This window comes from Legionella pneumophila subsp. pneumophila str. Philadelphia 1, from assembly GCF_000008485.1.
GTDB classification, from domain to species: Bacteria; Pseudomonadota; Gammaproteobacteria; order Legionellales; family Legionellaceae; genus Legionella; species Legionella pneumophila.
On sequence record NC_002942.5, the window covers coordinates 2,537,418 to 2,560,841 of the forward strand.

The window sequence follows — 23,424 nt, forward strand, 5'->3', positions numbered from 1 at the left end:
TAGATCATTATTTAATCTACTTGAGCCAATAAATTTCATATTAATGCGTTGAGCGATGTTAACATCTTTTGGTTTGTAAAATTTATACCATATTTTATGCATTATCATGATTTAAGGATTTTTTATTTAAGATTGATGTTCTTGGCATGTACCGTTACTATTAAGCTCATAACACTCTGTAAAACGGAAATAACGGAGAAGTAAAATGAGTGATATCAGTCGTGGCGATATTCGGGTGAAGGGTTTTACTGATTCAGAGATGGATTTTCAACTAATCCGGCAACTGGGATCCAGCAGCTATAGAGCCGCATCAGTAGGTGAATGTTTAAATATTGCAAACACCATGAAAAATGAAGACCCTGAAGAATGGGTCAGACAGTTTGAACGGTTAGCCGAGTGGCAAAAAAAGGACGGTTTGGAACGCATGGTAAAAAACCATGTCATAAGCGGTCGAGAGCAATTGTTCAAAGCCTCCAATTCATTTCGTGCCGCTGAATATTACTCCCCTCCTTCCTCAGAACATCACAGAAAATTGGGATTGAATTCAGCAGATTGCTTTTGCACAGCCATCTCAAGCATGGATATCCATTTTGAAAACCATTCCATTCCTTATAAAAACATCAATCTCCCATGCTATTTTATCTCCCCTGCCAATGATGGAGAAAAACGAGATACCGTCATGATAGTCAGTGGCTTTGATGGAACTTTGGAAGAAGAGTTCCTCATGCGCGGATTAGCTGCGGTAGAACGTGGGTATAATGTGATTCATTTCGCAGGCCCCGGCCAAATGGATGTCTTTCGAAAATATCCGGACACTTATTTTGAGCCTGATTTTGAGCAAGTGGTTAAAAGAATCATTAATTATTTTGAGTTCAGGCAAGAGATCAATATGGCCAAATTGACATTGATGGGCATTAGTTTTGGCGGCTATTTCGCAACTCGTGCCGCGAGCCATGAACCAAGAATCAAAGTTTTAATTGCTAACTCCCCTATTCTGGATTTACATGCTTATATGTGTTCCTTTGTAAAAATGGACCCTTGTGAAATGCCTGATTCTGAAGATTTTAGCATCAATGACTTACCCTCTATACCCAATGAAGTGATGCCCCCTCAACTCAAAGCCCAAACAGAACATTTAATCAGAAGATTTGGGCAACCTACTTTTAAGGCAACATTTCATTATTTAAGAGAGTTCACCGTAGGTGATTCATTAAATCATATTAAAATCCCTTGCCTTGCATTATTAGGAAGTGGCGAAGGAGGAGAGCCTGGAAAACAATTCGCGGAATTTTGCAAAATAACGAATTCTGCACAATATGAATTTAGTGATTTTGAAGGGGCTGGAAGTCATTGTCAGGTAGGCAATGTTTCTTATTCCAATGCTGTGGTTTATGATTGGTTAGACAGTTTATAACAACAGTGTGCACCTGCTTATAAAAGATAAAAGATAAAACAACCGATTTATTTGAGCACCGTTGAAACAAAAGGAATTAAGTATCATGTCACCAGATGATTCAAAGAAAAAATCAAAAGGACACATTGTCTTGTCTTCACACCCGGCAAGCCACACACAAGCTCCATTAAAAATCAAATGGGGTGAAAAAAACCCTAAAGAGAGGGGGCCTGTTATTGCTTCTCTCACTAATATCAAAAATCGAAATGCAGTTGGAACTCACTCAGGGTCTTACTCTGTTTACAGGGCCTTGGCAGTAGCAGCTGGTCTGCTGGATCCCGAACACGTTCCTGATCTGACCGATACCCTGCCTCCTGTTGACATAGGGCCTCATAAGCAATGGGGTGAAGCAGGCAAAATTGTCTCCCTCGATCCCTGGGGGCATCTAGTGGCTTCTGTTTTCTCAGAAGAAATAAAAGCCGGCTATGACATCAGACCAACCATTGCCGTCACAAGGGCACATATTAATATCCCGGAATTGCATATTGCCATGCAAAAAGGCAGATTAAAACCTGATGGAAAAATTTTAAGTGAAACAGGGGATGTCGTGGTGACTAAGGCCGCGATTGAACCAGTCTGGTACTTGCCTGGAATTGCGGAGCGCTTCCAGGTTTCAGAAGCATTGCTCAGACGCACTCTTTTTGAACAAACCGCTGGAATGTTCCCTGAACTGGTGACCCGTAGCGACTTGGATGTCTTTTTGCCGCCCATTGGAGGATTAACTGCTTATTTCTTTGGTGATGTGACTACCATCCATAATCCGGAAATCGAATTAACTTGCCGTATCCATGATGAATGTAATGGCTCCGATGTCTTTGGTTCTGACATATGCACTTGCAGACCATATTTGGTCCATGGAATCGAATTATCCATCGAATCCGCACAAAAAGGAGGCGCAGGCCTTATCGTTTATAATCGCAAAGAAGGAAGAGCTCTTGGGGAGGTCACTAAATTTCTGGTTTATAACGCCAGAAAAAGACAGAAAGGTGGTGACACTGCAGCCAAGTACTTTGAAAGAACGGAATGCGTTGCCGGTGTTCAGGATATGCGTTTCCAGGAATTAATGTCCGATATTCTTCATTGGCTGGGGATCACTAAAATTCATCGCTTCGTTTCAATGTCCAATATGAAATACGATGCCTTGCTCAAATCTGGAATCAATGTTATTGAACGGGTAAAAATACCGGATGAGTTGATTCCTCCAGATGCCCGGGTAGAAATAGATGCCAAGCGTGCAGCAGGATATTACTCACCCGAAGGAATTATTGATATCAACGAATTGGCTAAACCGAAAGGACGTGCCCTTCATGAATAATCAAGAGCAGCAAATACAAAATGTTTTGAATACGCTTCGTGATCCTGACACCATAAGAACCCGGTCGCATCGTATTTTAAACTTGGCAAAACAAAATCGGCTGGAACACTTTTCCCTGAACCCGGAACGAATGACAACAACGGCATCGTATATCGTAGACATTATCACCAGCCGTTATCCTGAGCTTGATATTCCATATCACAGCCGCTGGCGTCATTTTGAAATGGATGGCCTTCCCCGAATTCATAATTTACGCAAACAACTGGATCCAATTTCCCCCTCAGAATGGGGAAAAATACTCTACGAACTGGTCATCATCAGTGTTTTCCTCGATGCAGGGGCAGGCCCCCTATGGCGCTATAAAGAAGCTCTCACTGAAAAGGAGTACAGTCGCTCTGAAGGATTAGCCCTGGCCAGTTTATACCTCTATGAAAGTGGGGCATTTAGCGCTGACCCAACTAACCCGTTTCGCGTGGATGCCGAGCGTCTGCTTGACTTTAAAGAAACGGATCTCATAAAAGGTTTTCAGGTTAGCTCTACCAATCTGCTTGAAGGAATACCCGGTCGAGTATCCTTGCTTAATCGCCTTGGAGAAATCATTCATCGCAAGGAACACTGTTTTAATCGCCGAAAACGTCTTGGTGAATTTTATACTTATGTGGAATCCTTGCAAGACAACAAAATACTGCCTACTACCAAATTATTCGAGGCCGTGTTAGAAACATTCAATGACATATGGCCTGTTCGATTGATCTATCATGGAGTATCTTTAGGCGATGTCTGGATCCACAGCGCATTGAAAACCAATGAGGCCGGATCTGAATACATACCCTTTCACAAATTATCACAATGGCTCACTTATTCTTTAGTAGAACCACTGGAACAAACAGGTATTGATATTGCTGATTTGGATGTATTGACCGGATTGCCTGAGTATCGAAATGGTGGTTTACTAATCGATACCGAACTATTAAAAGTAAGAAATAATAAAATTCTGGAGCAACCTCAAGACCCTGGCTCAGAGCCCATAGTAGAATGGCGTGCTTTAACCGTAGCCTTGCTGGATGAGCTAGCGCTATTAATCAGGCAACAGCTCAACATGAATGCAGAATCTCTTCCCTTAGCCAAAATACTGCAAGGAGGCACTTGGGAGGCGGGACGACAGATTGCACAAAAGAAACGAATTAATGGAACACCCCCAATAGAAATTATCAGTGATGGCACGATATTTTAATAAGGAATAATAATGGACTTCAATCAAGTTAAGGTTATAAATCATCCTCTCATTCAGCACAAACTCACCATAATGAGAAAAAAAGAAACCAGCACAGTAAAATTTCGGACACTCATGCACGAAGTCAGTATGCTATTAGCCTATGAAGTCACTCGGGATTTGGAAATAGAGTACGAAGAAATAGAAACTCCTTTGGCCACTATGCAATCACCTGTTTTGAAAGGAAAAAAACTTGTTTTTGTCTCGATATTACGCGCGGGTAATGGTCTACTGGACGGCATGTTACAATTAGTTCCTACTGCCCGAATTGGTCATATAGGTCTCTATCGAGATCCCAAAACGCTGGAAGCAGTCGAATACTACTTCAAGCTACCTGAACACACACAAGACAGAGATGTTATTGTTGTTGACCCCATGCTGGCGACAGGAAATTCAGCCATTGCCGCGGTTAAAGAGGTCAAGGCATTACATCCCAAGTCAATTAAATTTCTTTGTCTACTGGCCTCTCCTGAAGGAATTTCCAATTTTCATGGAGAACATCCTGATGTCCCAATATTCACCGCAGCCATAGATGAGCAGCTGAATGATCATGGATACATTGTTCCTGGTTTAGGAGACGCAGGAGACAGGCTATATGGCACAAAACTGGCTCATTAATGCTGAATTATCCTTATTTCAGGGATACCTAATCAGCCAATAGTACGTTTAAATAATAATTAAGATTGTCTTGCCCTTTCAGTAATGACTGCTTTCACTTTTTGACAAGGGCATGCTGAAAAATTACCACCAATTTTTCTGTGGACTCCCTCTGAGTGTTTATGCGGGAACAACAGATGTGATGTATCAAGATTCTAAAGAATTTTGGCAGGGAAATGCCAGGAAACAAGCAACAGCAAATATAGTCTCTTGGCATAGCCCTTATTGCATAAAGTCATATCTAATCACTCTACGAGGGAGCGAAGAATGTTAGAACTGAACGACAAAGAAACTGCAGTCATTAAGGCTATTCATCATAACCATAAGAAGCGACTTGAAAGCCAAATGATAACCCGTTTTGGGGTATATTTTGAGCAATCAAAACATCCTGAAAAATTATATTCCTGGATAGAAAAAATTGAAGACACGCGCCTCTTAGCTAATCACTATCTCGACACTATCGCTCTAAGCCGAGCTCCAAGCACAATATCTTCATTGGAAAAGGAAACAGCAGGTTCTTCCTACTACATTGAAAAGGCAAAACTGCTTATCCCGGAATCTATAAGAAATTTTCTTTCTGATATCAATTCTTCCAATGACAATACCTTATTCAATTTTGTAGCCGCCGAGGTCTTTTCTCTCGCTTTAGGCAAATCAATTACCGACCTGTTATTCGATTACTTCAATAATGAATTTTTAGGGGCGCCAGAGAATGTACAAAAAGAATTTAATGAAACCCTGGAAAAACAAACTGAATTATCCAATTTGATAAAAAAAGAATGTGAGCGCATCTCCATAGAAATTATCAAATTATTTCATTTCAGAGAAATGTTGCTGCTTGGGAAAATAAGCAAATCACCAATCGAACCCAATTCCAGAGAGGAATTCATTGCCAAAGCAAAAATTGCCAACCAATCTGGCGAATCTGTTCATTTGGCTATAGAAATCTATTTTGCACGTGAATTAAGTCGTATTTTTAACTCAGGTTTTAAATCACTTTATCAAGTCCACGATGTGGAAATTCAAAGTGAACATCAATCGCCTCTGGTCAAGTGGATCAATCAAATGTCAGAGTCTGAACAGGTTCGATTGGCCTTTACTCAGGAAATCCAGTTGAAATTCATGCTTCTGGCAAAAGATTTTTTACTGGAAAAAATGAATCAGAAAGGGATACTCGCAAGATACCCTATCATTTTTTCACTCTTTGCAGGAGTCATTATTGCTCCAATAGTCGGTGTGACTATGATTATTATGACTGGCGGTACTTTTCTATGGGCGATAGGTGCTCTAGCTGTCCTGGTTTTTGCTCTCTCTTGCATAGCAACGCACCTCCTGATCAATAAACTCAGCGTATTAACTTACCAACGTTCTTCGGATAATAGAGCTCATATTCAGCAATCTATCGACATGATAAATGGAGAGTTTTTACGTTTGAAAAAAGAAAGTTTATTAAAAAAAGAAACAACCAGTGAGGTTATTGAAAATACAAGAGATTTTCAAAAAATCAACCAGAATTTTCATTTAGTCACGATTGGTAAAAAGGTAGCCAGAGGCTCAGTATCTGGATGGTTAAGAGAATACGCTTCTCGGTATAGGCACAGTAAAGCCATCGAAATTGATTTGGGGGATGAATACAAAGAATTAATTACTCAAAGCAGGATACAAACTCAAGAACTCATTCATTCGATTAACAAGAAAAACTCCAAGTTATTGATTAAGTGGATTCACGATACCATGACTTATTTGCAGGATGAAAAAAATCAATCTGTGATTGAAGAATTTGAATTAATCCCCAAAATGAAAGAGCAAGTCCTTGAGATTGTCTGTCAACTCAATTACATCCCCCCTATGTTATTGAAATTCTATTCTAACTCCAGAGAGAAAGGTGGCCTGGGAGGTAATGAATCTGATTTTTCTCATATAAAACGTTTGACCCCCATTGATGCGCCAGATAAACCCAGGCATAATCCCTATAATTATCTCTGCGATACAGCTCTGAATCTGTTTAAAAAATATGAGCCTTTATATACTTCGACTTGTATTTTTTTAGGAGACCCGGAATATCGACAAATGTTAGGTATCGCCAGAAGAGATGCCGGGGAGCCTCTAACAGCGGAAAACATCAATCGTTATCTTGATAACTCCTATGCCTTTTTATTATCGCTTTGCCATAAAATCAAACCTGGATTAGGCTTGGATCCCTTACAACAATCAGCGCGTGTCACTGATGAATTCGTTCTCTACAGAATGCTGTTGTTAAAACAGCTGGCAGCAATTTCCGAATCTGATAGCAAAGAAATAAGCAATGAAATCAAATTTAAGATTAGGCTTTTTATTCAAAAATACTTTAATCAGGATACCAAAATCATTTTTGATGATCTTGAAAACCAAATGTTTTTGCTAAACAAGGAAGCCCCCAACTCCCGTATCTATAAAAACAGCGATCATTTTGAGGTAATTGATACGGAATTGGATAACATTTTTCAAGCCATCACTCTTGATATGGCTTATAACTCCAATAATTTCAGATTCATTGATATTCTTGACTACTTCATTAATAAATTTATTAAAGAATACGACTCCCAGTCCGCAACAGTATTTGCTTATGGAAAAGCAGAACAGGAAATCAACCCTCAAGGCACAAAATACTATCTCAAAACTCTTGCTCAATACTGTAACAATACGACCGAATTTTTAAAAAGCGCTCAAACCAATACAACATTAACGGCCACAAATCTCCTTGATTGCTATCGATACAACATCAGTTTGCAAGTTTGTAGAACGCAAATTCGGATTATCTGTAGCATAAAGGAAATCAATAAATTAAAAATAACAAATGAGACTACTGAACAAATAACCCTTCTACTCAAATCCTTTCAACAACTTGCAGAGTTCGCAAAAATCCATTGTTTCTTGTTAAAGACTGACTCTTCTTGTTATCGATTATTTAAACTGATTGAAAACAAAGCAATGCAATCTACTTTATCCAGAGATTGGATAAGACAGCTCGATGCAAAAGAAGCGCTCGTTTACATGATGGATGATCTGCCTAATCAGTTAAGACTTTCTACAGATTACAACGTTTCAAATTTATTTTTTAGTTCGACAAAGCAAAATAAAAGAGAAAAAATGGAACCCTTGGAAGAACATATAGTGAAACCAACCTAAATTAATTTAGAGGTATTATTGGTAAATAAAAACTCGGTATTTTGGAGCCTGGATGGCTAATACAAGGACATCCAGGTTTTTCTATAAGCTTGATTTTTTTGAGGGGTTACATGCCCCCTTTCGCAATAGAACGGGACTTACCAAAAACTCCAAGGTCGAGGCAAAAAATGTTTTTAATGAGGGAGCTTAGATAAACTAAATGACCGAATTAAAAACATTTTTCACGATGAGATTGGGGTTTTTCGTGAGTCCTGTAGAAATTTTACATCTCACTAGCATAAACACTTTTGGTTTCTGCTTGTCCTTTTTCTTGCAATTCAAATTGAGTTTTCTGGTAATCCAAAGATTGTTGCCACCTGGAAATAATAATCGTGGCGATTGCATTAGCCATCATATTAATAATTGACCTGGCTTCATTCATGAATTTATCGATACCCAAAACAAGAACGACACCTGCAGCAGGAATATGTCCTATCGTAGCTAATGAGCTTGCCAACACAATAAATCCGCTTCCGGACACCCCAGCGGCACCCTTGGAACTAATGATCATAACTCCCAGAAGCGACAGTTCCTGCCAAACAGTTAAATCAGTATTGGTAGCCTGTGCAATAAACATAGCTGCCATTGTTAAATAGATTGCAGTTCCTGCCAAATTAAAAGAATATCCTAATGGCAAGATCAAACCGACTACAGATTGCTCACACCCCAATCGCTCCAGTTTCTGCATCAAACTTGGCAGTACGGTTTCGGAGGAAGCAGTACTCCATACGATTAAAAGCTCATCCTTTAAATATCGTAACAGATGCCAGATATTAATTTTGCAGTACCATTGCAAAAGACTTCCCAAGATAATCAAGATAAAGAAAATGGAGGTCAGATAATAACAAGCCAATAATCCAATTAAATTAAACAAAGGGCCAACTCCAAATTTCCCAACGCTGAACGCCATAGCAGCAAAGGCAGCTATAGGCGCCATATACATTACAAGATGAATGATTTTAAAAAAGACATTAGACAGGATTTGCATCCCATTAACCAAAGATTTGCCCATATTGCCTGTAAGAATCAGACCTATAGCAAACAATATCGAAATAAAAATAACTTGCAGCAGCTCACCATCGACAAAAGCGCTAATAAAAGTTCTCGGGATAATATTAATTAGCAGATCAGTCACATTGGTTACCTTATGTGCCCCCTCAAGGTATGAACTCGCTTCCTTGGCATCCAGAGAATTGGGATTCACATTTAAACCAACACCAGGCTTAAAATAATCTGTCGCCAGAAGACCTATTAGCAATGCCAGAGTTGTGATGAACGTAAAAAAAAGCAATGCCCCACCTGCCAAGCGCCCAACTTGCCTCATATCATTCATTGCTGCGATTCCGGAGACCAGGGTGAGAAATATAATAGGAGAAATTAGCATCTTAATGATTTTGATAAAAACATCGGCTATAGCTTTTAATTGAACCCCTACATCAGGCAAAAAATATCCAAGCAAAATACCAATGAAAACACCCAGAAGAACTTGTACATATAATTTTTTAAGAAAATTCATTTTTATTCTCCAGGTCGTTTACTATAAACAACTATTCAAAAGCAAAGCATGAAGCACTAAAAATTCTTTCCCTAGACAAATCATTATTACATGAATAGTTTAAATTATTCTAGATATGATCAATATTGATATATTTTTTCAATTTTAACTATTATTACAACAATTTGAAGAGATTTTGAAAAATAAAATTGCAGAATTGATTGCTTCAGGTTTGCTTGATGCATCATTATTATTGGATAAGTCCAGATCATCTTAGACTGGATCTGAACAGTCATTAAGAAATGAGCCAAATGAAAGAAGTAAACTTTATACCTCGAGAGCTTAAGGACTATTGTATAGAAACAACCCATTTTCATCATTGCCATTACTGATATCACAAAGCCAATCGATAATTAATACGCTTGTACCTAAGGCGGGATTATAGAAATTCACACGCAAGGTGGCAGTATTATCTTCAAAGACATTCAAACGACTTGAAACAGATAAAAATACACCCGGCGAATATTCAAATATCTTGCTTGAGACAGTAGTTACCGTATCTCGTAATTGATCATTAATTCTGGTTCGAAAATGCAAATACTCTGTAAAATTGAATCTTGTTGAAGCGCCATCCAAATTTTGTACTAATTGAGTTTGCAGTGCAGGATCTGTAATTTGGCATCGATCCAATCGTATAATGGCCTTGACATCATCACCTTGTTCAACTGCTTTAACTAATTGCGCAAAATTAGTCAACAAGGAAGTGTTAGTTAACAAAGAAGTAATTGCATGGGCATGGCCTATAAATAAAGACAAATAAATTAACAAAAGAAAGCTATTCCATTTCTTCATAACGTCCCCTCTTATTGATTCATTATTTGCTTAATCTATAAGAACAAATATTACATAAAGTGTATAATCAATAATCCATATTTGCCAGAAAATTTCATTTTCTTTTAAGAAAATTGGGGATTTTATGTAAGTCGTGTAGAATTTAGTAAGCTTTTTAAAAGGTAATAAAAACAATAATATTTTGGGCTGATGAAAAAGTAAGCTTTCACGGGTATAAATTTCGAGGTCGAGTTAAAAAGATCAAAATTTTTCATAAACTCTATATTTTCAAAATGGGTATCCTTTTGTTTCTTTAGAGTAACGTGAGTGATGAATAAAGATTATATAAGAACCAGTCGATACCCAGGGAGCCGTTCAGGCTGAGGAGATGCCCGAGTGGTTTGAGATAACAGCTGATTTTATCCATAACTCACGTCAGTATAGATACCCTGGAATTCACGTCATACATTTAATCCAAAGAGACACTATGCAAAACATACAGCACCTGATTGACTACATTCTTCATATCGATGTTTATTTAAATGCCTTTGTATCAACATATGGGTTTTGGACTTATCTTGCGTTATTTGCTGTCATCTTTTGTGAGACAGGCCTTATCGTCACTCCTTTCTTACCAGGAGACTCCCTGTTATTTGCTGCAGGAAGTATAGCAGCTCAACCAGGAAACCCTATGAATATCATGCTGTTGTTTGTTTTGCTTTTCATGGCTTCGATATTAGGGAATCAAGTGAATTTCCTTGTAGGGCGTGCAATAGGCCCTCGTGTCTTTAGCGCTAAACGCTCCTGGTTACTGAATCCCAAGCATCTGCATGATACCCATGCTTTTTATGAGAAGCATGGCGGCAAAACAATAATACTGGCGCGTTTTATTCCCATAATACGCACCTTTGCTCCATTTATTGCAGGTATTGGCAGGATGCGATCATTGCATTTCACGCTTTTCAATCTGATCAGCGCCATACTTTGGATTGGAAGTCTTCTTAGCCTGGGATATTATTTAGGCTCAATCCCATTAATAAAAGAGAATTTCTCATTGGTTATCTATGGGGTCATAGCGATTTCAATTTTACCGCCCATCATCGCTTTAATTAGTAAAAAATCGACGTCCTCAATTAAAAAATAATATACTTTAGGGACTTATGCGGGTGCAAAGGGCTCTAGGATGCCTTTTACACCACGCTCTTACTAAGGAAGTAACCTTTACACGGGGTATGCAAATTTTTCTGTTTATAAGCCTATTTATTTGAGTTGTCTTTCCCGCGAAGGCGGGAAGCTAACTAAAAATCAACCCTTGTGCTAGCTTTATGGATAGATTCCCGCCTTCGCGGGAAAGACATAGGACCTAATATTCCTTAATCACATACCCCATGAACAGTTACCTAAGGAACATATCTGTTGGCAAACAATTGCACTTCTAAAACAGATGCTAGTTTATTTAAAGAAGAAGTAAAATGCCTGGACAAATATTGCAAATCTTTTTTATTGTCATGATTCCCTTGTAATTCATGCAGTAACATTGTTCTGTAGGAATGTGGATGTGTATTTCCATTCCTGCTGTCATTTAAATAATGAACCAAAGCTTCTTTGGCTTGGCCATAATCTGTTATTTTAGAAAATGTTTTGCAGAAGTTATTAGCCCGATCTCGGCCTGTTTGACCATGATAATGAAAGAAGCAAAACCAGATGCTTTCACTGTAGGTAGTGTAAGCGAGCGTAGCATTGGCAACAATTCGTTTTAATTGCTCCAATTTTCTCTGCTCTTCACTAACTACCGGTCTATCATGGAAAAACCCTTTACCGATTGGTTTATTGGTCTCTACCTCTTTCTTATGATGGGGGTTAGATATTTCATCAAAAGGAGGTATCATAAAATCGTTGGCTGATTCTTTTCCAGGAAACCCCTCGTTAACTCGCTGTTGCTCCCCGGTTCTTTTAGCTCCACTCAGGTGAGGGTTTCGCCCCAAAAGCATTCCTGTAGTGGCTCTCGCCGTTGTAATTTGGGTAGTCCAATGGGTATTATTGCTATTAGTTAAAGTAAGAGTGTGTCGCTCGGGAATATCGACAAACTCTTGAATTGGACTATTATTCCTTAGCACATGAAGATTTACCTCAAACGCTTCGGCTAAATAATTTAAATCCAAATGGGTGCCCCAGAAAAAATCCTGAGTGATGTTATTCATCGCAGTAATGATAGGTGAATCACTCTTTGGTTCTGTTTCCAGGGTGATATCAGCTGGATTCGTAGTGTCACCATATAATAAATCTAAAAAGAGAGGAACCAATACATCGTTTTCATGTCCTGGATGAACACTGTCTCGATCAATGTTTGCCATTTTAATCAGTATAGGAACAGAATCGGCAAAAGGATTGAATCGAGAATCTGTATCCAGAGGATCGCCATAATATAAGGCTGCAAAATTAACAAAATTACTGTTTCCAGTTAATCGATTATAATTTCCATTTCTGAATACACAGACATTTCTTAATTCTCGTATTTGATATTGATAAGTCACTATTCTTAAGGAGCTTTGCAACCTGTCCAGTAATTCTTTATCGGGATCTTCGAGATTAAGTTTCAAAATCTCATCGTATTGACCTGAAATTGACCTGTCGAGACCTACCCATCGATCAAACATGGTTCTTCTATTATACTTTGCCTCTTCCTGAATTATATTCACCAAACCTATCGCAAAGGCATAAAAAGCGCAATTGCCAAGGCCAGGGTTATCAATGGTTCTTTCTCTTAAAAAAACGCCAGGCTCTTCAATCAAATCCAACTGCTCAGATGTTGGTGCACTAACTTGTTTATCACCTCGATAAGCCTCCAAGGAAGTCATTTTCAAACGTGAGGGTGTCGAATCCAGAAAACGCTCGCTATCTTCTTCATTACACAATACATTCCAATGCTCTTCCTGGTTCTCTAATCTGATTTTGATTCGGTTGTCCGTAATGTCCTCTTCTCTATTCTCAACCAGACTGATCGCTAAGGCATCTGTCATACCCTTTAACTCATCACAGCTATAACCCCTTTGAAAGGCATGAGGATCTGAACTGATCTTTTTCTTTAAAGCGGATAATAATTCTTTAGCCTTTTCGGTCAGAAATTGTTTTACATTTTCACGTGTCAGTTCAAGTTTGTAGTCTTTAAGAATTTCTCGTAATTTATCTAATAAAGGAGCCCTGTCTTTTTTCAAATCCAGATTTTCCAATTTGGGAAAAAGTGCCTCGCCCAAATCCCCTGTGTTTTGCAATTGAAACCAGGCTTGGCCATTTTCAATATTGGCCTTATTTTTCCATACAAGATTGGTTAATTCATTGAGAATTTCTTCATCCAGATGATCTTGATATTTCTGATTCAAATTAAATAATACGGGTGCTAAAATCAGCTCAATGTCTCTGGTATCGTTGTAATAGGCTAGCCACTCTTTTAAAGTTTTCCAGCTTTTGGGGTTAAATTGCGGGTGATGTTTGGCAAATTCATCCAGCAAGGCCTGATAACCGGGTGTATCCAGCTGCGAATCCAGTCTTCCGCTCAAGATCTCGACACTCAGTCCGATTGACACTGCATTAAACAGACAAGCGCCATCTCCAGTAGCCTTAATTGTCTTCGCCATACATACTCCCGATAGTTCTGGTCAGTGAATAAAATTAATGTTCACATATTGTACTCTAAGGGGGTATAATAATCAATTAAAAACAGCTCATCAGGCTTTTAAAAAATTAACTATCCACTGGGCAATAATTGTGTCATCCTCATGTAACTCAAGAGATTTCATCCCTTTTGCAAATTCAATTTCATTGACCGAATCCTCGCGAGACACCATCAAATCACGAGAATAAGATTTAGTAAACTCAGGGTGCCCCTGCACACTAAAGAAAGAACCAATTTGCATCATATAATTTGGACAAAAATCACTCCCTGCCAATATCTCCGCACCGGTTGGTAACTCAATCACCTGATCTTGATGGCTAACCAGCAAGTTGAAGCAATTTAGAGATGGTCTCATCCATTCTTTGAATTGGTAAATTTGATTTTGTGACATACCTACCCCCCAACCCTTGGGAGATTTAATCACTTTTCCACCTAAGGCTTTCGCTATTAATTGATGCCCAAAGCAAATACCAATTAATTTTTTTTGGGAAGCATGCAAAGTACGAACAAACTCTTCAAGCTTTCTTATCCAGGGATAATCATCATTCACCCCATGTCGACTTCCTGATATCAGATAAGCGTCTACGGCATGGATATCTGTTGGCAGCTCCCCATGCTCTGCATCAAATACAGTCAATTCAAGAGTAGAATCCGCCGGGCGCAATAGATTGGCAAACATCTCAGGGTATTGACCATGATCCGCAACAAATACTTCACTTACCTTATCACAAAGCAAAATACCAAGATTCATTTAATTCACCTAATTAATTATCGCAAAATTTTTATTGTCTGGATTAGACTTAATTTCAATATACAAGTCCTTTCCATCTGATTTATACCTGGCAAACAACCCGTTTCTGCACCTTTTCCTTTACAACGATTACTCACCAATGGCTTTGCTCAATAGTTCTTTGTATTGCTCTAATGTAAAAAGAACAGGATTGGAAGCTGCTGCCGCATCCTCGGTGGCCATTTTTGCCAGTCTGTCTATCTGCGAATGATCAATACCTAACTGACTTAATGTATTTTCGATTCCTAACTCTAATCTCATCTGCTCTATCCAATCCAAAAAACCATCAAATCCATTTGCTATTGACAAATAATTTGCCAGGTGCTCTATCTTGTTTTCAATTTCACTACGATTAGCCAATAAAACATAGGGCATCAAAACCGCATTAAGCCGCCCGTGATGGACATCATAAATTGCACCTAATGGATGAGCCAAGGCATGCATCGCTCCAAGACCACGCTGAAAGGCGGTAGCCCCCATTGCTGAAGCAACCAGCATATGGGTTCTTGCCTCCAGGTCACTACCATCCTTGTAAGCTTGAATTAAGTTCTCCTTGATTAATCTTATTCCTTCCAACGCAATACCTTCTGCCATAGGATGATAATAATTGGAACAATAAGCTTCAAGACAATGGGAAAGAGCATCCATACCTGTAGCTGCAGTAAGTGATTTGGGAAGACCGACTGTTAACACTGGATCCAGAATAACCATAGCAGGCAACATTTTAGGATGAAAAATGATTTTTTTAACCTGCTTTTCAGCATCGGTAATTACAGAAGCTCGCCCGACCTCTGAACCAGTTCCTGCTGTTGTTGGAATGGCAAGAACTGGGGCCATGGCTGAAACATTCACCCGAGTCCAGTTATCACCCACGTCCTCAAAATCCCATAAAGGTCGATCCTGGCCAACCATTAAAGCGATGGCTTTGCCGGCATCCAAAGCCGAGCCACCTCCGAAAGCAATCACGCCATCATGCTGGCCAGCTTTAAAAGCATAGACTCCATTCATCACATTGTCACCGGTAGGATTTGTTTTAATTTGGCAAAATAACCCCGTTCGCAAACCGGATGCCTGAGCCTGTTGTATGACTTTACTCACCATTAACGACGAAGCCAATCCCGGGTCTGTGACTAACAGAGGAGCATTCATGCCTAACTCACGACATACTTTCGCTAGTTCATTGATTCGCCCAGCCCCAACCAGGATTCGTGTCGGGTAATTCCAATTGACAATTAATGATTGGTTTTTCATGTGTGATCTTCCTTTGATTCGAAAAAGACCATTGTAACTGATAGCAAGTATCTTTCCGCAGGAAAGATTAGGTCTTTTTTATAATTATATTTTGAGTTTTAAGGCGTAGGTAATCGTAGGTATCAGGCTTTAAGTCTCAATTTTAGCTCTGATATGGAATGATTTGGGCCGCGTTAAATACTCATAGCCTATGGCGGATAAAGTGCAACCCCTGCCTGATTTTTTTACACCTGTCCAAGCCAAACCGGGATCAAGGTAGTCGCAACGATTGATAAAAAAAGTACCTGTTTGTAATCGTTCACCAATCGCTATTCCTCGATGAATATCCTGAGTAAATACAGCAGCGGTCAAACCATAGTCACTATCATTCATCCTTTCGATTGCCTCTTCATCACTATCAACCGACATGATCCCTACGACTGGGCCAAAAGTTTCTTCTGTCATAATTCGCATGCGATGATTAACATCGGTTAAAATTTGCGGTGCCAGATAGGGTGTACCAGGTCTATCCATTACAAAATCCCGGGTATTTATATGTGCTACTGCTCCTTGGGCTACCGCTTCTTTGATTTGCTCTCTGACAAAGTCAGCTGAAGAAGCACGTACCAGTGGACCCAGAGTGGTTTCTGGATCATCGGGCCGTCCCAATTTATACTGTTTAACCAAATTAACTGCTTTATTAACAAATTGTTCGTATATCTCTTTATGAACATAAATCCTTTCTATACCACAACAGGATTGGCCTGAATTAAAAAATGCACCATCTATAACTGTTTCTACTGCATGGTCCAAATCAGCGTCTGCTCTGATATAAGCCGGATCTTTTCCACCTAGCTCCAAATTCACAGGAATGAAACGTCCTGCCACTGTCTGTTCCACTCTTTCACCACCAGCAACTGAACCTGTGAAAGCGACAGAATTAACTGCTGGCGATCTCATGAGTTGTTCTGTATCTTCATGTGTCAAATGCAAATATTGAAAAACACCCATGGGTAAGCCTGCTTTTTTGAATGCCTGATCGAAACGCTCAGCCACTAACGGAGTTTGCGCAGAATGTTTCAAAATCACAACATTACCCGCCATAAGTGCAGGAATAATCGCATTGACTGCTGTGAGATAGGGGTAATTCCATGGCGCTATAACCAACACAAGTCCTAACGGCTCTCGTTTGATGTATCTTGTAAATCCTTTTTTTTCAGGTAACTCCACAGAAGCCAGTGATGATTCGGCCTGTGCAATCATATATCTTGCTCTCTCTTCAAACCCATTGATTTCACCAGCTGCGTATCGAATTGGTCTTCCCATTTGCCAACAAATTTCTTCTGCAATGTCTACTTTGCTAGCGACTATTTCATTGACAGCAGCCAAACAATATTCCTGGCGTTCGGCCAGAGAAGACAAAGACCACAGTTTTTTTGCTACTTGTGCTTTGCTTAAAACAGTTTTTATCTCTTCTTGATTCGCATACTCTCTCTCAACATAAAGAGAGTTATCGACAGGAGAATAGGTTTTTAAGGTAGCAATCATTTTTAATCCATAAATTTTATAAAATCTGTCGTTTCAATTAAATAATTTCAAAATACCTGTCGAGTTCCCAATCAGTAATATGTTTTCTAAACTCTCTCTCTTCCCATTCTCTTGAAGCAGCAAAATGCTCAACAAATTCTTGACCAAATAATTCGTAAGCAGCGGAAGAGTTTTTTAAATTTTGTGCCGATTCCCATAATGTGCGAGGCAACGCCAATGCCGGACTATGATGTTGCTCGTAGGAATTCCCTTTTACCTCAGCCTCAGGCTCCAACTCATTCTCAATGCCATATAAACCCGACCCTATGGCAGCAGCCAACGCCAGATATGGGTTCGCATCTGCAGAACCCAAGCGATATTCAATACGCTGTGACTTATCACTGCCGGGAATCACTCGTAAAGCAGTGGTGCGGTTCTCGACACCCCATGTTGCCTCTGTTGGAGCCCAATAGCCGGGAATTAGTCTGGAATAGCTATTCACAGTCGGGGATAACATGGCTAAAAATTCAGGCATCAACTTTTGCTGCCCGGCTAAAAAATGGCGTTGAATTTTGCTCATATTATATTCTCTGCCTGATTCATAAAAAGCAGACTTGCCACCATCTCTATCTCGCAAAGACAGATGAATATGACCACTTTGCCCAGGGTAATCACCTGACCATTTAGCCATAAAAGTTGCCATTTTATTATTGCGTTGCGCGAGAATTTTCATAAATGTTTTAAACAAAGCCGCTTTATCTCCTGCGGCCTCGGCATCATCAACCGCTATTGCTGCTTCCAGAACTCCCGGGCCTGTTTCAGTATGTAAACCTTCAATGGGGAAATCCATTTTTTCCGCCATAGTGAGAATTTGATGATAAAATTCAGCATGTACCGTATTACGAATAATTGAGTAGCCAAAATTATCAGGAGTAACAGGCTTTAGATTACGAAATCCTTTTGCACGCACGCTGTCAGGTGTTTCATCAAATACAAAAAATTCATATTCCAATGCGGCATAAACATCATACCCCATACCCGCAGCTTTATTGATTACACGACGCAAGATCCCGCGAGGACAGATGGCTTCTGCTGCTTGTGAAAATTCAGCCATAAACAACAGTTGATTTTCTTCAAATAGTATTTCACGACAGGTTGAAGGAACAATTCGCACTGAGGCGTCAGGGTAACCCGTATGCCAACCCGTATATTTCACATTATCATAAAGCTTATCTTTAGAATCCCATCCTAAAATGACATCACAAAAAGCAAAACCATGCTCCAAAGCCGAAAAAAACTTGTTACGGCTCATGTACTTGCCCAGCATCACACCATCGATATCAAAAAGACCAACCTTAACATGAGTTAATTGTCTTTCTTCCACGATGCGTTTTGCATCTTCTATGGTTCGGATCTCTCTTGGGTTTAGCATGGCATATCCTTATGTCGTTCTGTCAATGTAAGCTTCTTTACCTCCCAATGTCTAATTGCGACGAATACGACACTGAGATAATAACCCATTTTGAATCCAGTTTTTTAAATAAGACGCTGCTTTCATTCCGACCTCTTCGGCAGACATCCACTGGCATAATCCCTCACAAATCACCCCAAAAGAGGAGCCCTGAATCAGAGCGTCTAAAGCCCAAGCCTCTTCTTCCGACAAGCTGTAATATTGAATGATATAATTTTGACCTCGCCATAACACCCAGCCAGTAGTAGCAGGACTATCTTTCAACTCTGGAATCTCAAGATTATTGACCAAAGCTTGCCACAATGAAAAAACATTCCAACAAAAATCAAGCCTATGGACTGATGAATGAAGTACAAACCCCATCTCAGCCCAGGATTCGGGCGGCACTGCTGCCATCTCTTCTACATTAAGCACTGTATCATCTGCTGCATCGAAGGCTAAGGTCATTTTCCATTCCAGCTCAGCCAGTTCATACAAATAATAGCAAGACTTCGCATAGTACTTTTTTATCAATTCAGGCAATCTATCACCATACCATCGGATTGAACGGTAAGCAGATGGGTAAGAATCAATATAACGAGCACTTAACTTTTCAAATTCCTCAGTACCTAAATACGCATATAAAGCGGGGTAATTCGCTGCCAAACATTCAATCAATCTCAATCGATAACCGTCTTTATAAATATTCAGACGCGTTTCTGTTGAAACTAACTTGGTTGGAACTATGGACTCTTTAATTGATCCCTGCCCGGAATAAATGAATTCTTGAAATTGGGTTTGTAAAGTCAATAGCGATTTCATACGGCTACCTTTTCTTTTGCAGCTTGTATGGCAAGGCGTTTTGCATGATTAATTTCACTTAAAAGCTCGCTAAAATCAGGCATGTTATCATCACGTTCAATCATAGTAGATACAGGCCCAAGTCTCTGTATGGTTGCCTCATAAAGATCCCAAACTGGCTCAATTACTGGAGCATTGTGAGTGTCTATAATGTAATCTCCGTGATTAGTGTGACCTGCCAAATGGATTTGAGCTACTCTTCCAGGAGGCATGGAATTAATATAAGCCATTGGATCGAAATTATGATTGAATGAACTGACATAAACATTGTTGACATCCAACAATAAATAACAACCGGATTGTTTTACTATTTCCAGAATAAAATCCCATTCTGACATTTCTGACTGTTTGTATGTAAGGTAGCTTGATACATTTTCAATCAAAAAAGGACGTTTTAAGAAATCTTGTATTACTTGAATACGGGATACTATGTGCTGAATCGCTTCACTTGTATACGGAACCGGTAATAAATCATGCGTATTTAATCCATGAACGCCAGTCCAACATAAATGATCTGAAATCCAGGCTGGTTCAATGCGAGACGCTAATTCTTGTACTTGTTTTAAATAATCGAAATCCAAAGGATCGCTACTTCCCAGAGAAAGAGAAACACCGTGCATGACAATAGGATAGTGTTCGCGAATTTTGTCCAGATAATAGAGAGGCTTGCCTCCAGGAATTAAATAATTTTCAGTTAATATTTCAAACCAATCCAAATCAGGTTTACTCGTCAGGATTTCTTCATAATAGTTTGGCCGTAATCCTAAACCAAAACCTAAATATGGTAATTTTTGAGCCAATTTATTGGGGAATACTTCCATATTAGACCATAAAAAAGAATGGGGACCAGGCATGTTTGTTCTACATACCTGGTAAGATGCGACTGAAATAATTGCTATTAATTACTCAGCAACGGTACCACCTTGTTTTTCGCAATCTTCTTTAGACATTTCAAGAATGCCTTTGCCTTTGCAAGAATTTTGACCTTTGCAAGCGTTATCAGCAGTTTTACAGCTGCCTTGGCCTTTACAAGCATTAACACCTTTACAGTGAATAGTGGTAGCTGTAGCATCAACAGCAAATGCAGGAGCCAAAGCAAACATAGAAGCAGCGCCAACAGCTAAAGCAGCGCCTGTTAATTGTAATTTATTCATAGCAATTCCCTTTTTAATTAAATGAAAATGATTATAAATCCGGCAAAGATCTCTCGTTTTGCCAATAGCATTTTAAGAATCAATAATCAAAAAAGTCAAGATTATCCAAACCAATAAATAATTATTTTTTCAAATAGTTAAGTAAAGATACTCGAACAGCTGTGAGTCTTGGAAAATACTTTATATCACCAAAACCCAGCCATTAAACCAAACAGACTCAGCGTCTAATGGAATCAATCTGAGATTTTATAGATTCTGGATCATCAGATTCAATTCATGCCCAACTGTTTCAACTAAAGCTGATTTTTAGGGGACTAACCACTTTTGCTCAGAATATTAAATTAAGTACTATTCTTGGGATTTATCAATCCAAGTTTACCTTTTGAAGATAGTCAGGTATCTTACAATTCCACCCCAGTTCCGTTTCAATATGCCCCTTTAATCCCAATGCCGCTTGAGGCTCGCCATGGGTAATAAAGACTTCCTTTGGGGCCTTCTCAAAATGCTTTAGCCAAATTAGTATTTCCTCATAATCTGCATGAGCAGAGGCATTGGTTAACGTAGCTACCTGAGCCCTGACGGGGTAATCATCACCATGGATTTTAACGGACGGCTCATGATTTAACATTTTTTCACCTCTCGTTCCAGCAGCCTGGAATCCAGTCAAAAGGATAGTACTTGCAGGATCAGGAGCATATACCTTCAAATGATGCAAAACCCGGCCCCCTGTCATCATGCCACTTGCAGAAATAATAATTTTAGATTCGCGCTCCCAATCCACTGCCATGGATTCATTTGGGGCATGGACATAAGTCGCTATTTGGCAGACGGCTCGGCACTCCTCTGCACTTAAGCGGTGTTCGTTATGATGTTTTAATAATAATTCAGTGGCATCAATAGCCATAGGGCTATCCAGATAGACAGGGACATCAGGAATTAATTTTTTTTGTTTTAAAATATACAAATAATACAACATAGTTTGTGCTCTACCGACTGCAAAAGCAGGAATTAGCACTGTACCGCCTCTTTTACAAGTCGTATTGACTATGTTGGCTATAAACGCTAAAGGATCGGTTTTATCATGCAAGCGATTCCCATAAGTTGATTCAATCACCAAATAATCGGTAGATTTCATTAACTCGGAAGGCTTCATAACAGGATCATTGAGTCTTCCAATATCACCACTAAATAATAACTTGATTTGCTTTGTTTGAAATTGAATAAATGCAGACCCTAATATATGCCCAGCCCTATGCCAACTGATTTCGCAATCATCCATTAAAGGATAAGGGGTGTCATATTCTACTGATTCAAAATACTTTAAGGTATTATTTGCATCTTCCTGAGTATACAAAGGTAAAGCCGGATGGTGCTTGCTATACCCATATTTATTTGCCCTTCTGGCATCTTCCTCGTGCAAAAAACCGCTATCGGGCAGTAAGATAGAACATAAATCGGTTGTCGCAGCAGTTGCATAGATGCGCCCCTTAAATCCTTGTTTCACCAATAATGGCAAATAACCGCTATGATCAATATGTGCGTGGGTCAAAACAACAGCATCTATTGATTTGGGAGACACAGGAAGGGGTGACCAGTTTCTTAGTCTCAATTCTTTTAAACCCTGGAAAAGTCCGCAATCTACCAAAATCTTTTTATTATTTGATTCTACCAGGTACTTAGAGCCGGTAACCGTACCAGTCGCACCTAAAAAAGACAATTTCATAATAATACCTTGTTGTATGTCATTCGCAGTACTGTAATGAATAATACGACCTATTGCCAATTTATTTTAAAGTCATTTGAAGCTTCAAATGCTAACTTTTTATCCCGCCCATTCTTTTGCACTTACGGTGTGGATATTTTTATAAAACTGTTTTTTAAGTTTTTTATCCACTTGTCTCGATTCTCTTTAGTCATATCCGATTTTTTAATTGCATAATGAAGTACATAAATTCCGTCCTTACCTTTGGTAATTTTCAAGATTTCGTCTTGTTGCAGATTAGCAGGCTTTTGAATTTTAAATTCAAAAATGAGTAGCTCGGGTTTTTCCTCAATGACATGGACAATATATTTTACCCCTGATTGATTCAGGTTATATAAAAATTGATTGCCAAACTGGGCTGGTGTCATGTGAGTTAAACCCGGCATAAATTGTGTGGTAATCAACTCTTTCCAGTTATTAATGTCATCTCCAACAGGAATATACTCAACGGTAGCTACCTTATCCGTTTTCTTTCCCCAAGCGATCTTCCAGGGCCGGTCATCAAAACGTACTATTTGCTTCTCATAATGGATAACTTGTGAATCACCTGAGGAATCAGCCAAAGGAACAACACTGCAATAAAGTTCTCCCTTATAGGTTACAAACTCCACACATTTAGGATTATTTTCTTTATTGACTTTGATTAATTCTTTTGGAAGAGAAGAGCCATTAGGCTCTGCGTAGCAAATAACGGCATTAAGTAATCCAAAAAACAACCCAATGAAATAATTCATGCTCTTAATCCC

18 protein-coding genes are annotated in these 23,424 nt (G+C 39.2%); 6 read left to right on the forward strand and 12 right to left on the reverse strand.

Translation table 11 applies throughout. From position 1 onward, the window contains the following. The first annotated feature begins 205 nt into the window (after positions 1 to 205). The 5 genes from LPG_RS11260 (at position 206) to LPG_RS11280 (ending at position 7,866) form a co-directional block, all read left to right on the forward strand. On the forward strand, positions 206 to 1,414 hold the full coding sequence (locus tag LPG_RS11260) for an alpha/beta hydrolase family protein (protein ID WP_010947949.1): 1,209 nt from the start codon (positions 206 to 208) through the stop codon (positions 1,412 to 1,414). Positions 1,415 to 1,499: 85 nt separating this feature from the next. Continuing rightward, positions 1,500 to 2,768: a GTP cyclohydrolase II gene (locus LPG_RS11265; protein ID WP_011216144.1), complete on the forward strand. Its 1,269-nt coding sequence runs from the start codon at positions 1,500 to 1,502 to the stop codon at positions 2,766 to 2,768. After that, positions 2,761 to 4,002: a URC4/urg3 family protein gene (locus tag LPG_RS11270; protein ID WP_015444165.1), complete on the forward strand. Its 1,242-nt coding sequence runs from the start codon at positions 2,761 to 2,763 to the stop codon at positions 4,000 to 4,002. Before LPG_RS11265 ends, LPG_RS11270 begins: the two co-directional genes overlap by 8 nt. A gap of 12 nt (positions 4,003 to 4,014) precedes the next feature. Next, complete coding sequence (gene upp, locus LPG_RS11275; protein ID WP_010947952.1) at positions 4,015 to 4,659, forward strand: uracil phosphoribosyltransferase; 645 nt, start codon at positions 4,015 to 4,017, stop codon at positions 4,657 to 4,659. A 306-nt stretch (positions 4,660 to 4,965) separates the two neighbouring features. Continuing rightward, positions 4,966 to 7,866 (forward strand): hypothetical protein, encoded by a 2,901-nt coding sequence (locus LPG_RS11280; RefSeq protein WP_015444163.1) that lies wholly within the window; start codon positions 4,966 to 4,968, stop codon positions 7,864 to 7,866. Between the two features lie 262 nt (positions 7,867 to 8,128). Here LPG_RS11280 and dctA read toward each other — a convergent pair whose 3' ends face one another. Both dctA and LPG_RS11290 read right to left on the reverse strand, forming a co-directional pair. Next, complete coding sequence (dctA, locus tag LPG_RS11285; protein ID WP_010947954.1) at positions 8,129 to 9,421, reverse strand: C4-dicarboxylate transporter DctA; 1,293 nt, start codon at positions 9,419 to 9,421, stop codon at positions 8,129 to 8,131. Between the two features lie 321 nt (positions 9,422 to 9,742). Further along, the gene (locus LPG_RS11290) at positions 9,743 to 10,252 is read right to left on the reverse strand and encodes a hypothetical protein (protein ID WP_010947955.1); all 510 of its coding nucleotides are present in this window, start codon (positions 10,250 to 10,252) and stop codon (positions 9,743 to 9,745) included. A 466-nt stretch (positions 10,253 to 10,718) separates the two neighbouring features. Here LPG_RS11290 and LPG_RS11295 point away from each other — a divergent pair, with 466 nt between their 5' ends. Continuing rightward, positions 10,719 to 11,375, forward strand: a complete 657-nt coding sequence (locus LPG_RS11295) for a DedA family protein (protein ID WP_015444161.1) — start codon at positions 10,719 to 10,721, stop codon at positions 11,373 to 11,375. 256 nt (positions 11,376 to 11,631) lie between these two features. Here LPG_RS11295 and lem21 read toward each other — a convergent pair whose 3' ends face one another. From lem21 to LPG_RS11345, 10 genes are all read right to left on the reverse strand, one after another. Then, a complete protein-coding gene (gene lem21, locus LPG_RS11300) occupies positions 11,632 to 13,866 on the reverse strand; it encodes a Dot/Icm T4SS effector Lem21 (RefSeq protein WP_010947957.1) in 2,235 nt (744 codons plus the stop codon). Positions 13,867 to 13,956: 90 nt separating this feature from the next. Then, positions 13,957 to 14,655, reverse strand: a complete 699-nt coding sequence (locus LPG_RS11305) for a GMP synthase (protein WP_010947958.1) — start codon at positions 14,653 to 14,655, stop codon at positions 13,957 to 13,959. 129 nt (positions 14,656 to 14,784) lie between these two features. Continuing rightward, complete coding sequence (locus LPG_RS11310) at positions 14,785 to 15,945, reverse strand: iron-containing alcohol dehydrogenase (protein WP_010947959.1); 1,161 nt, start codon at positions 15,943 to 15,945, stop codon at positions 14,785 to 14,787. A 129-nt stretch (positions 15,946 to 16,074) separates the two neighbouring features. Further along, positions 16,075 to 17,472, reverse strand: coding sequence for an aldehyde dehydrogenase family protein (locus LPG_RS11315; RefSeq protein ID WP_010947960.1), 1,398 nt, complete (start codon positions 17,470 to 17,472; stop codon positions 16,075 to 16,077). A 37-nt stretch (positions 17,473 to 17,509) separates the two neighbouring features. Next, entirely contained in the window at positions 17,510 to 18,883 is a 1,374-nt protein-coding gene (locus LPG_RS11320) for a glutamine synthetase family protein (RefSeq protein WP_010947961.1), read from the reverse strand. A gap of 51 nt (positions 18,884 to 18,934) precedes the next feature. Beyond that, entirely contained in the window at positions 18,935 to 19,723 is a 789-nt protein-coding gene (locus LPG_RS11325; RefSeq protein WP_010947962.1) for an HvfC/BufC N-terminal domain-containing protein, read from the reverse strand. Further along, entirely contained in the window at positions 19,720 to 20,583 is an 864-nt protein-coding gene (locus LPG_RS11330; RefSeq protein ID WP_015444160.1) for an MNIO family bufferin maturase, read from the reverse strand. Before LPG_RS11330 ends, LPG_RS11325 begins: the two co-directional genes overlap by 4 nt. Positions 20,584 to 20,664: 81 nt before the next feature. After that, complete coding sequence (locus LPG_RS11335) at positions 20,665 to 20,916, reverse strand: BufA2 family periplasmic bufferin-type metallophore (protein WP_010947964.1); 252 nt, start codon at positions 20,914 to 20,916, stop codon at positions 20,665 to 20,667. Between the two features lie 364 nt (positions 20,917 to 21,280). Beyond that, positions 21,281 to 22,639, reverse strand: coding sequence for an MBL fold metallo-hydrolase RNA specificity domain-containing protein (locus LPG_RS11340; protein ID WP_015444159.1), 1,359 nt, complete (start codon positions 22,637 to 22,639; stop codon positions 21,281 to 21,283). Positions 22,640 to 22,761: 122 nt separating this feature from the next. Then, the gene (locus tag LPG_RS11345; RefSeq protein ID WP_010947966.1) at positions 22,762 to 23,412 is read right to left on the reverse strand and encodes a hypothetical protein; all 651 of its coding nucleotides are present in this window, start codon (positions 23,410 to 23,412) and stop codon (positions 22,762 to 22,764) included. Positions 23,413 to 23,424 lie beyond the last annotated feature (12 nt).

Bases quoted from the DNA above. Each gene is read 5' to 3' on its own strand.
- LPG_RS11315 (WP_010947960.1), bottom strand. From the start codon at position 17,472: ATGATTGCTACCTTAAAAACCTATTCTCCTGTCGATAACTCTCTTTAT.
- LPG_RS11260 (WP_010947949.1), top strand. From the start codon at position 206: ATGAGTGATATCAGTCGTGGCGATATTCGGGTGAAGGGTTTTACTGAT.
- LPG_RS11310 (WP_010947959.1), bottom strand. From the start codon at position 15,945: ATGAAAAACCAATCATTAATTGTCAATTGGAATTACCCGACACGAATC.
- LPG_RS11295 (WP_015444161.1), top strand. From the start codon at position 10,719: ATGCAAAACATACAGCACCTGATTGACTACATTCTTCATATCGATGTT.
- LPG_RS11320 (WP_010947961.1), bottom strand. From the start codon at position 18,883: ATGCTAAACCCAAGAGAGATCCGAACCATAGAAGATGCAAAACGCATC.
- upp (WP_010947952.1), top strand. From the start codon at position 4,015: ATGGACTTCAATCAAGTTAAGGTTATAAATCATCCTCTCATTCAGCAC.
- LPG_RS11270 (WP_015444165.1), top strand. From the start codon at position 2,761: ATGAATAATCAAGAGCAGCAAATACAAAATGTTTTGAATACGCTTCGT.
- LPG_RS11340 (WP_015444159.1), bottom strand. From the start codon at position 22,639: ATGAAATTGTCTTTTTTAGGTGCGACTGGTACGGTTACCGGCTCTAAG.
- lem21 (WP_010947957.1), bottom strand. From the start codon at position 13,866: ATGGCGAAGACAATTAAGGCTACTGGAGATGGCGCTTGTCTGTTTAAT.
- dctA (WP_010947954.1), bottom strand. From the start codon at position 9,421: ATGAATTTTCTTAAAAAATTATATGTACAAGTTCTTCTGGGTGTTTTC.
- LPG_RS11290 (WP_010947955.1), bottom strand. From the start codon at position 10,252: ATGAAGAAATGGAATAGCTTTCTTTTGTTAATTTATTTGTCTTTATTT.
- LPG_RS11280 (WP_015444163.1), top strand. From the start codon at position 4,966: ATGTTAGAACTGAACGACAAAGAAACTGCAGTCATTAAGGCTATTCAT.
- LPG_RS11325 (WP_010947962.1), bottom strand. From the start codon at position 19,723: ATGAAATCGCTATTGACTTTACAAACCCAATTTCAAGAATTCATTTAT.
- LPG_RS11330 (WP_015444160.1), bottom strand. From the start codon at position 20,583: ATGGAAGTATTCCCCAATAAATTGGCTCAAAAATTACCATATTTAGGT.
- LPG_RS11345 (WP_010947966.1), bottom strand. From the start codon at position 23,412: ATGAATTATTTCATTGGGTTGTTTTTTGGATTACTTAATGCCGTTATT.
- LPG_RS11265 (WP_011216144.1), top strand. From the start codon at position 1,500: ATGTCACCAGATGATTCAAAGAAAAAATCAAAAGGACACATTGTCTTG.
- LPG_RS11335 (WP_010947964.1), bottom strand. From the start codon at position 20,916: ATGAATAAATTACAATTAACAGGCGCTGCTTTAGCTGTTGGCGCTGCT.
- LPG_RS11305 (WP_010947958.1), bottom strand. From the start codon at position 14,655: ATGAATCTTGGTATTTTGCTTTGTGATAAGGTAAGTGAAGTATTTGTT.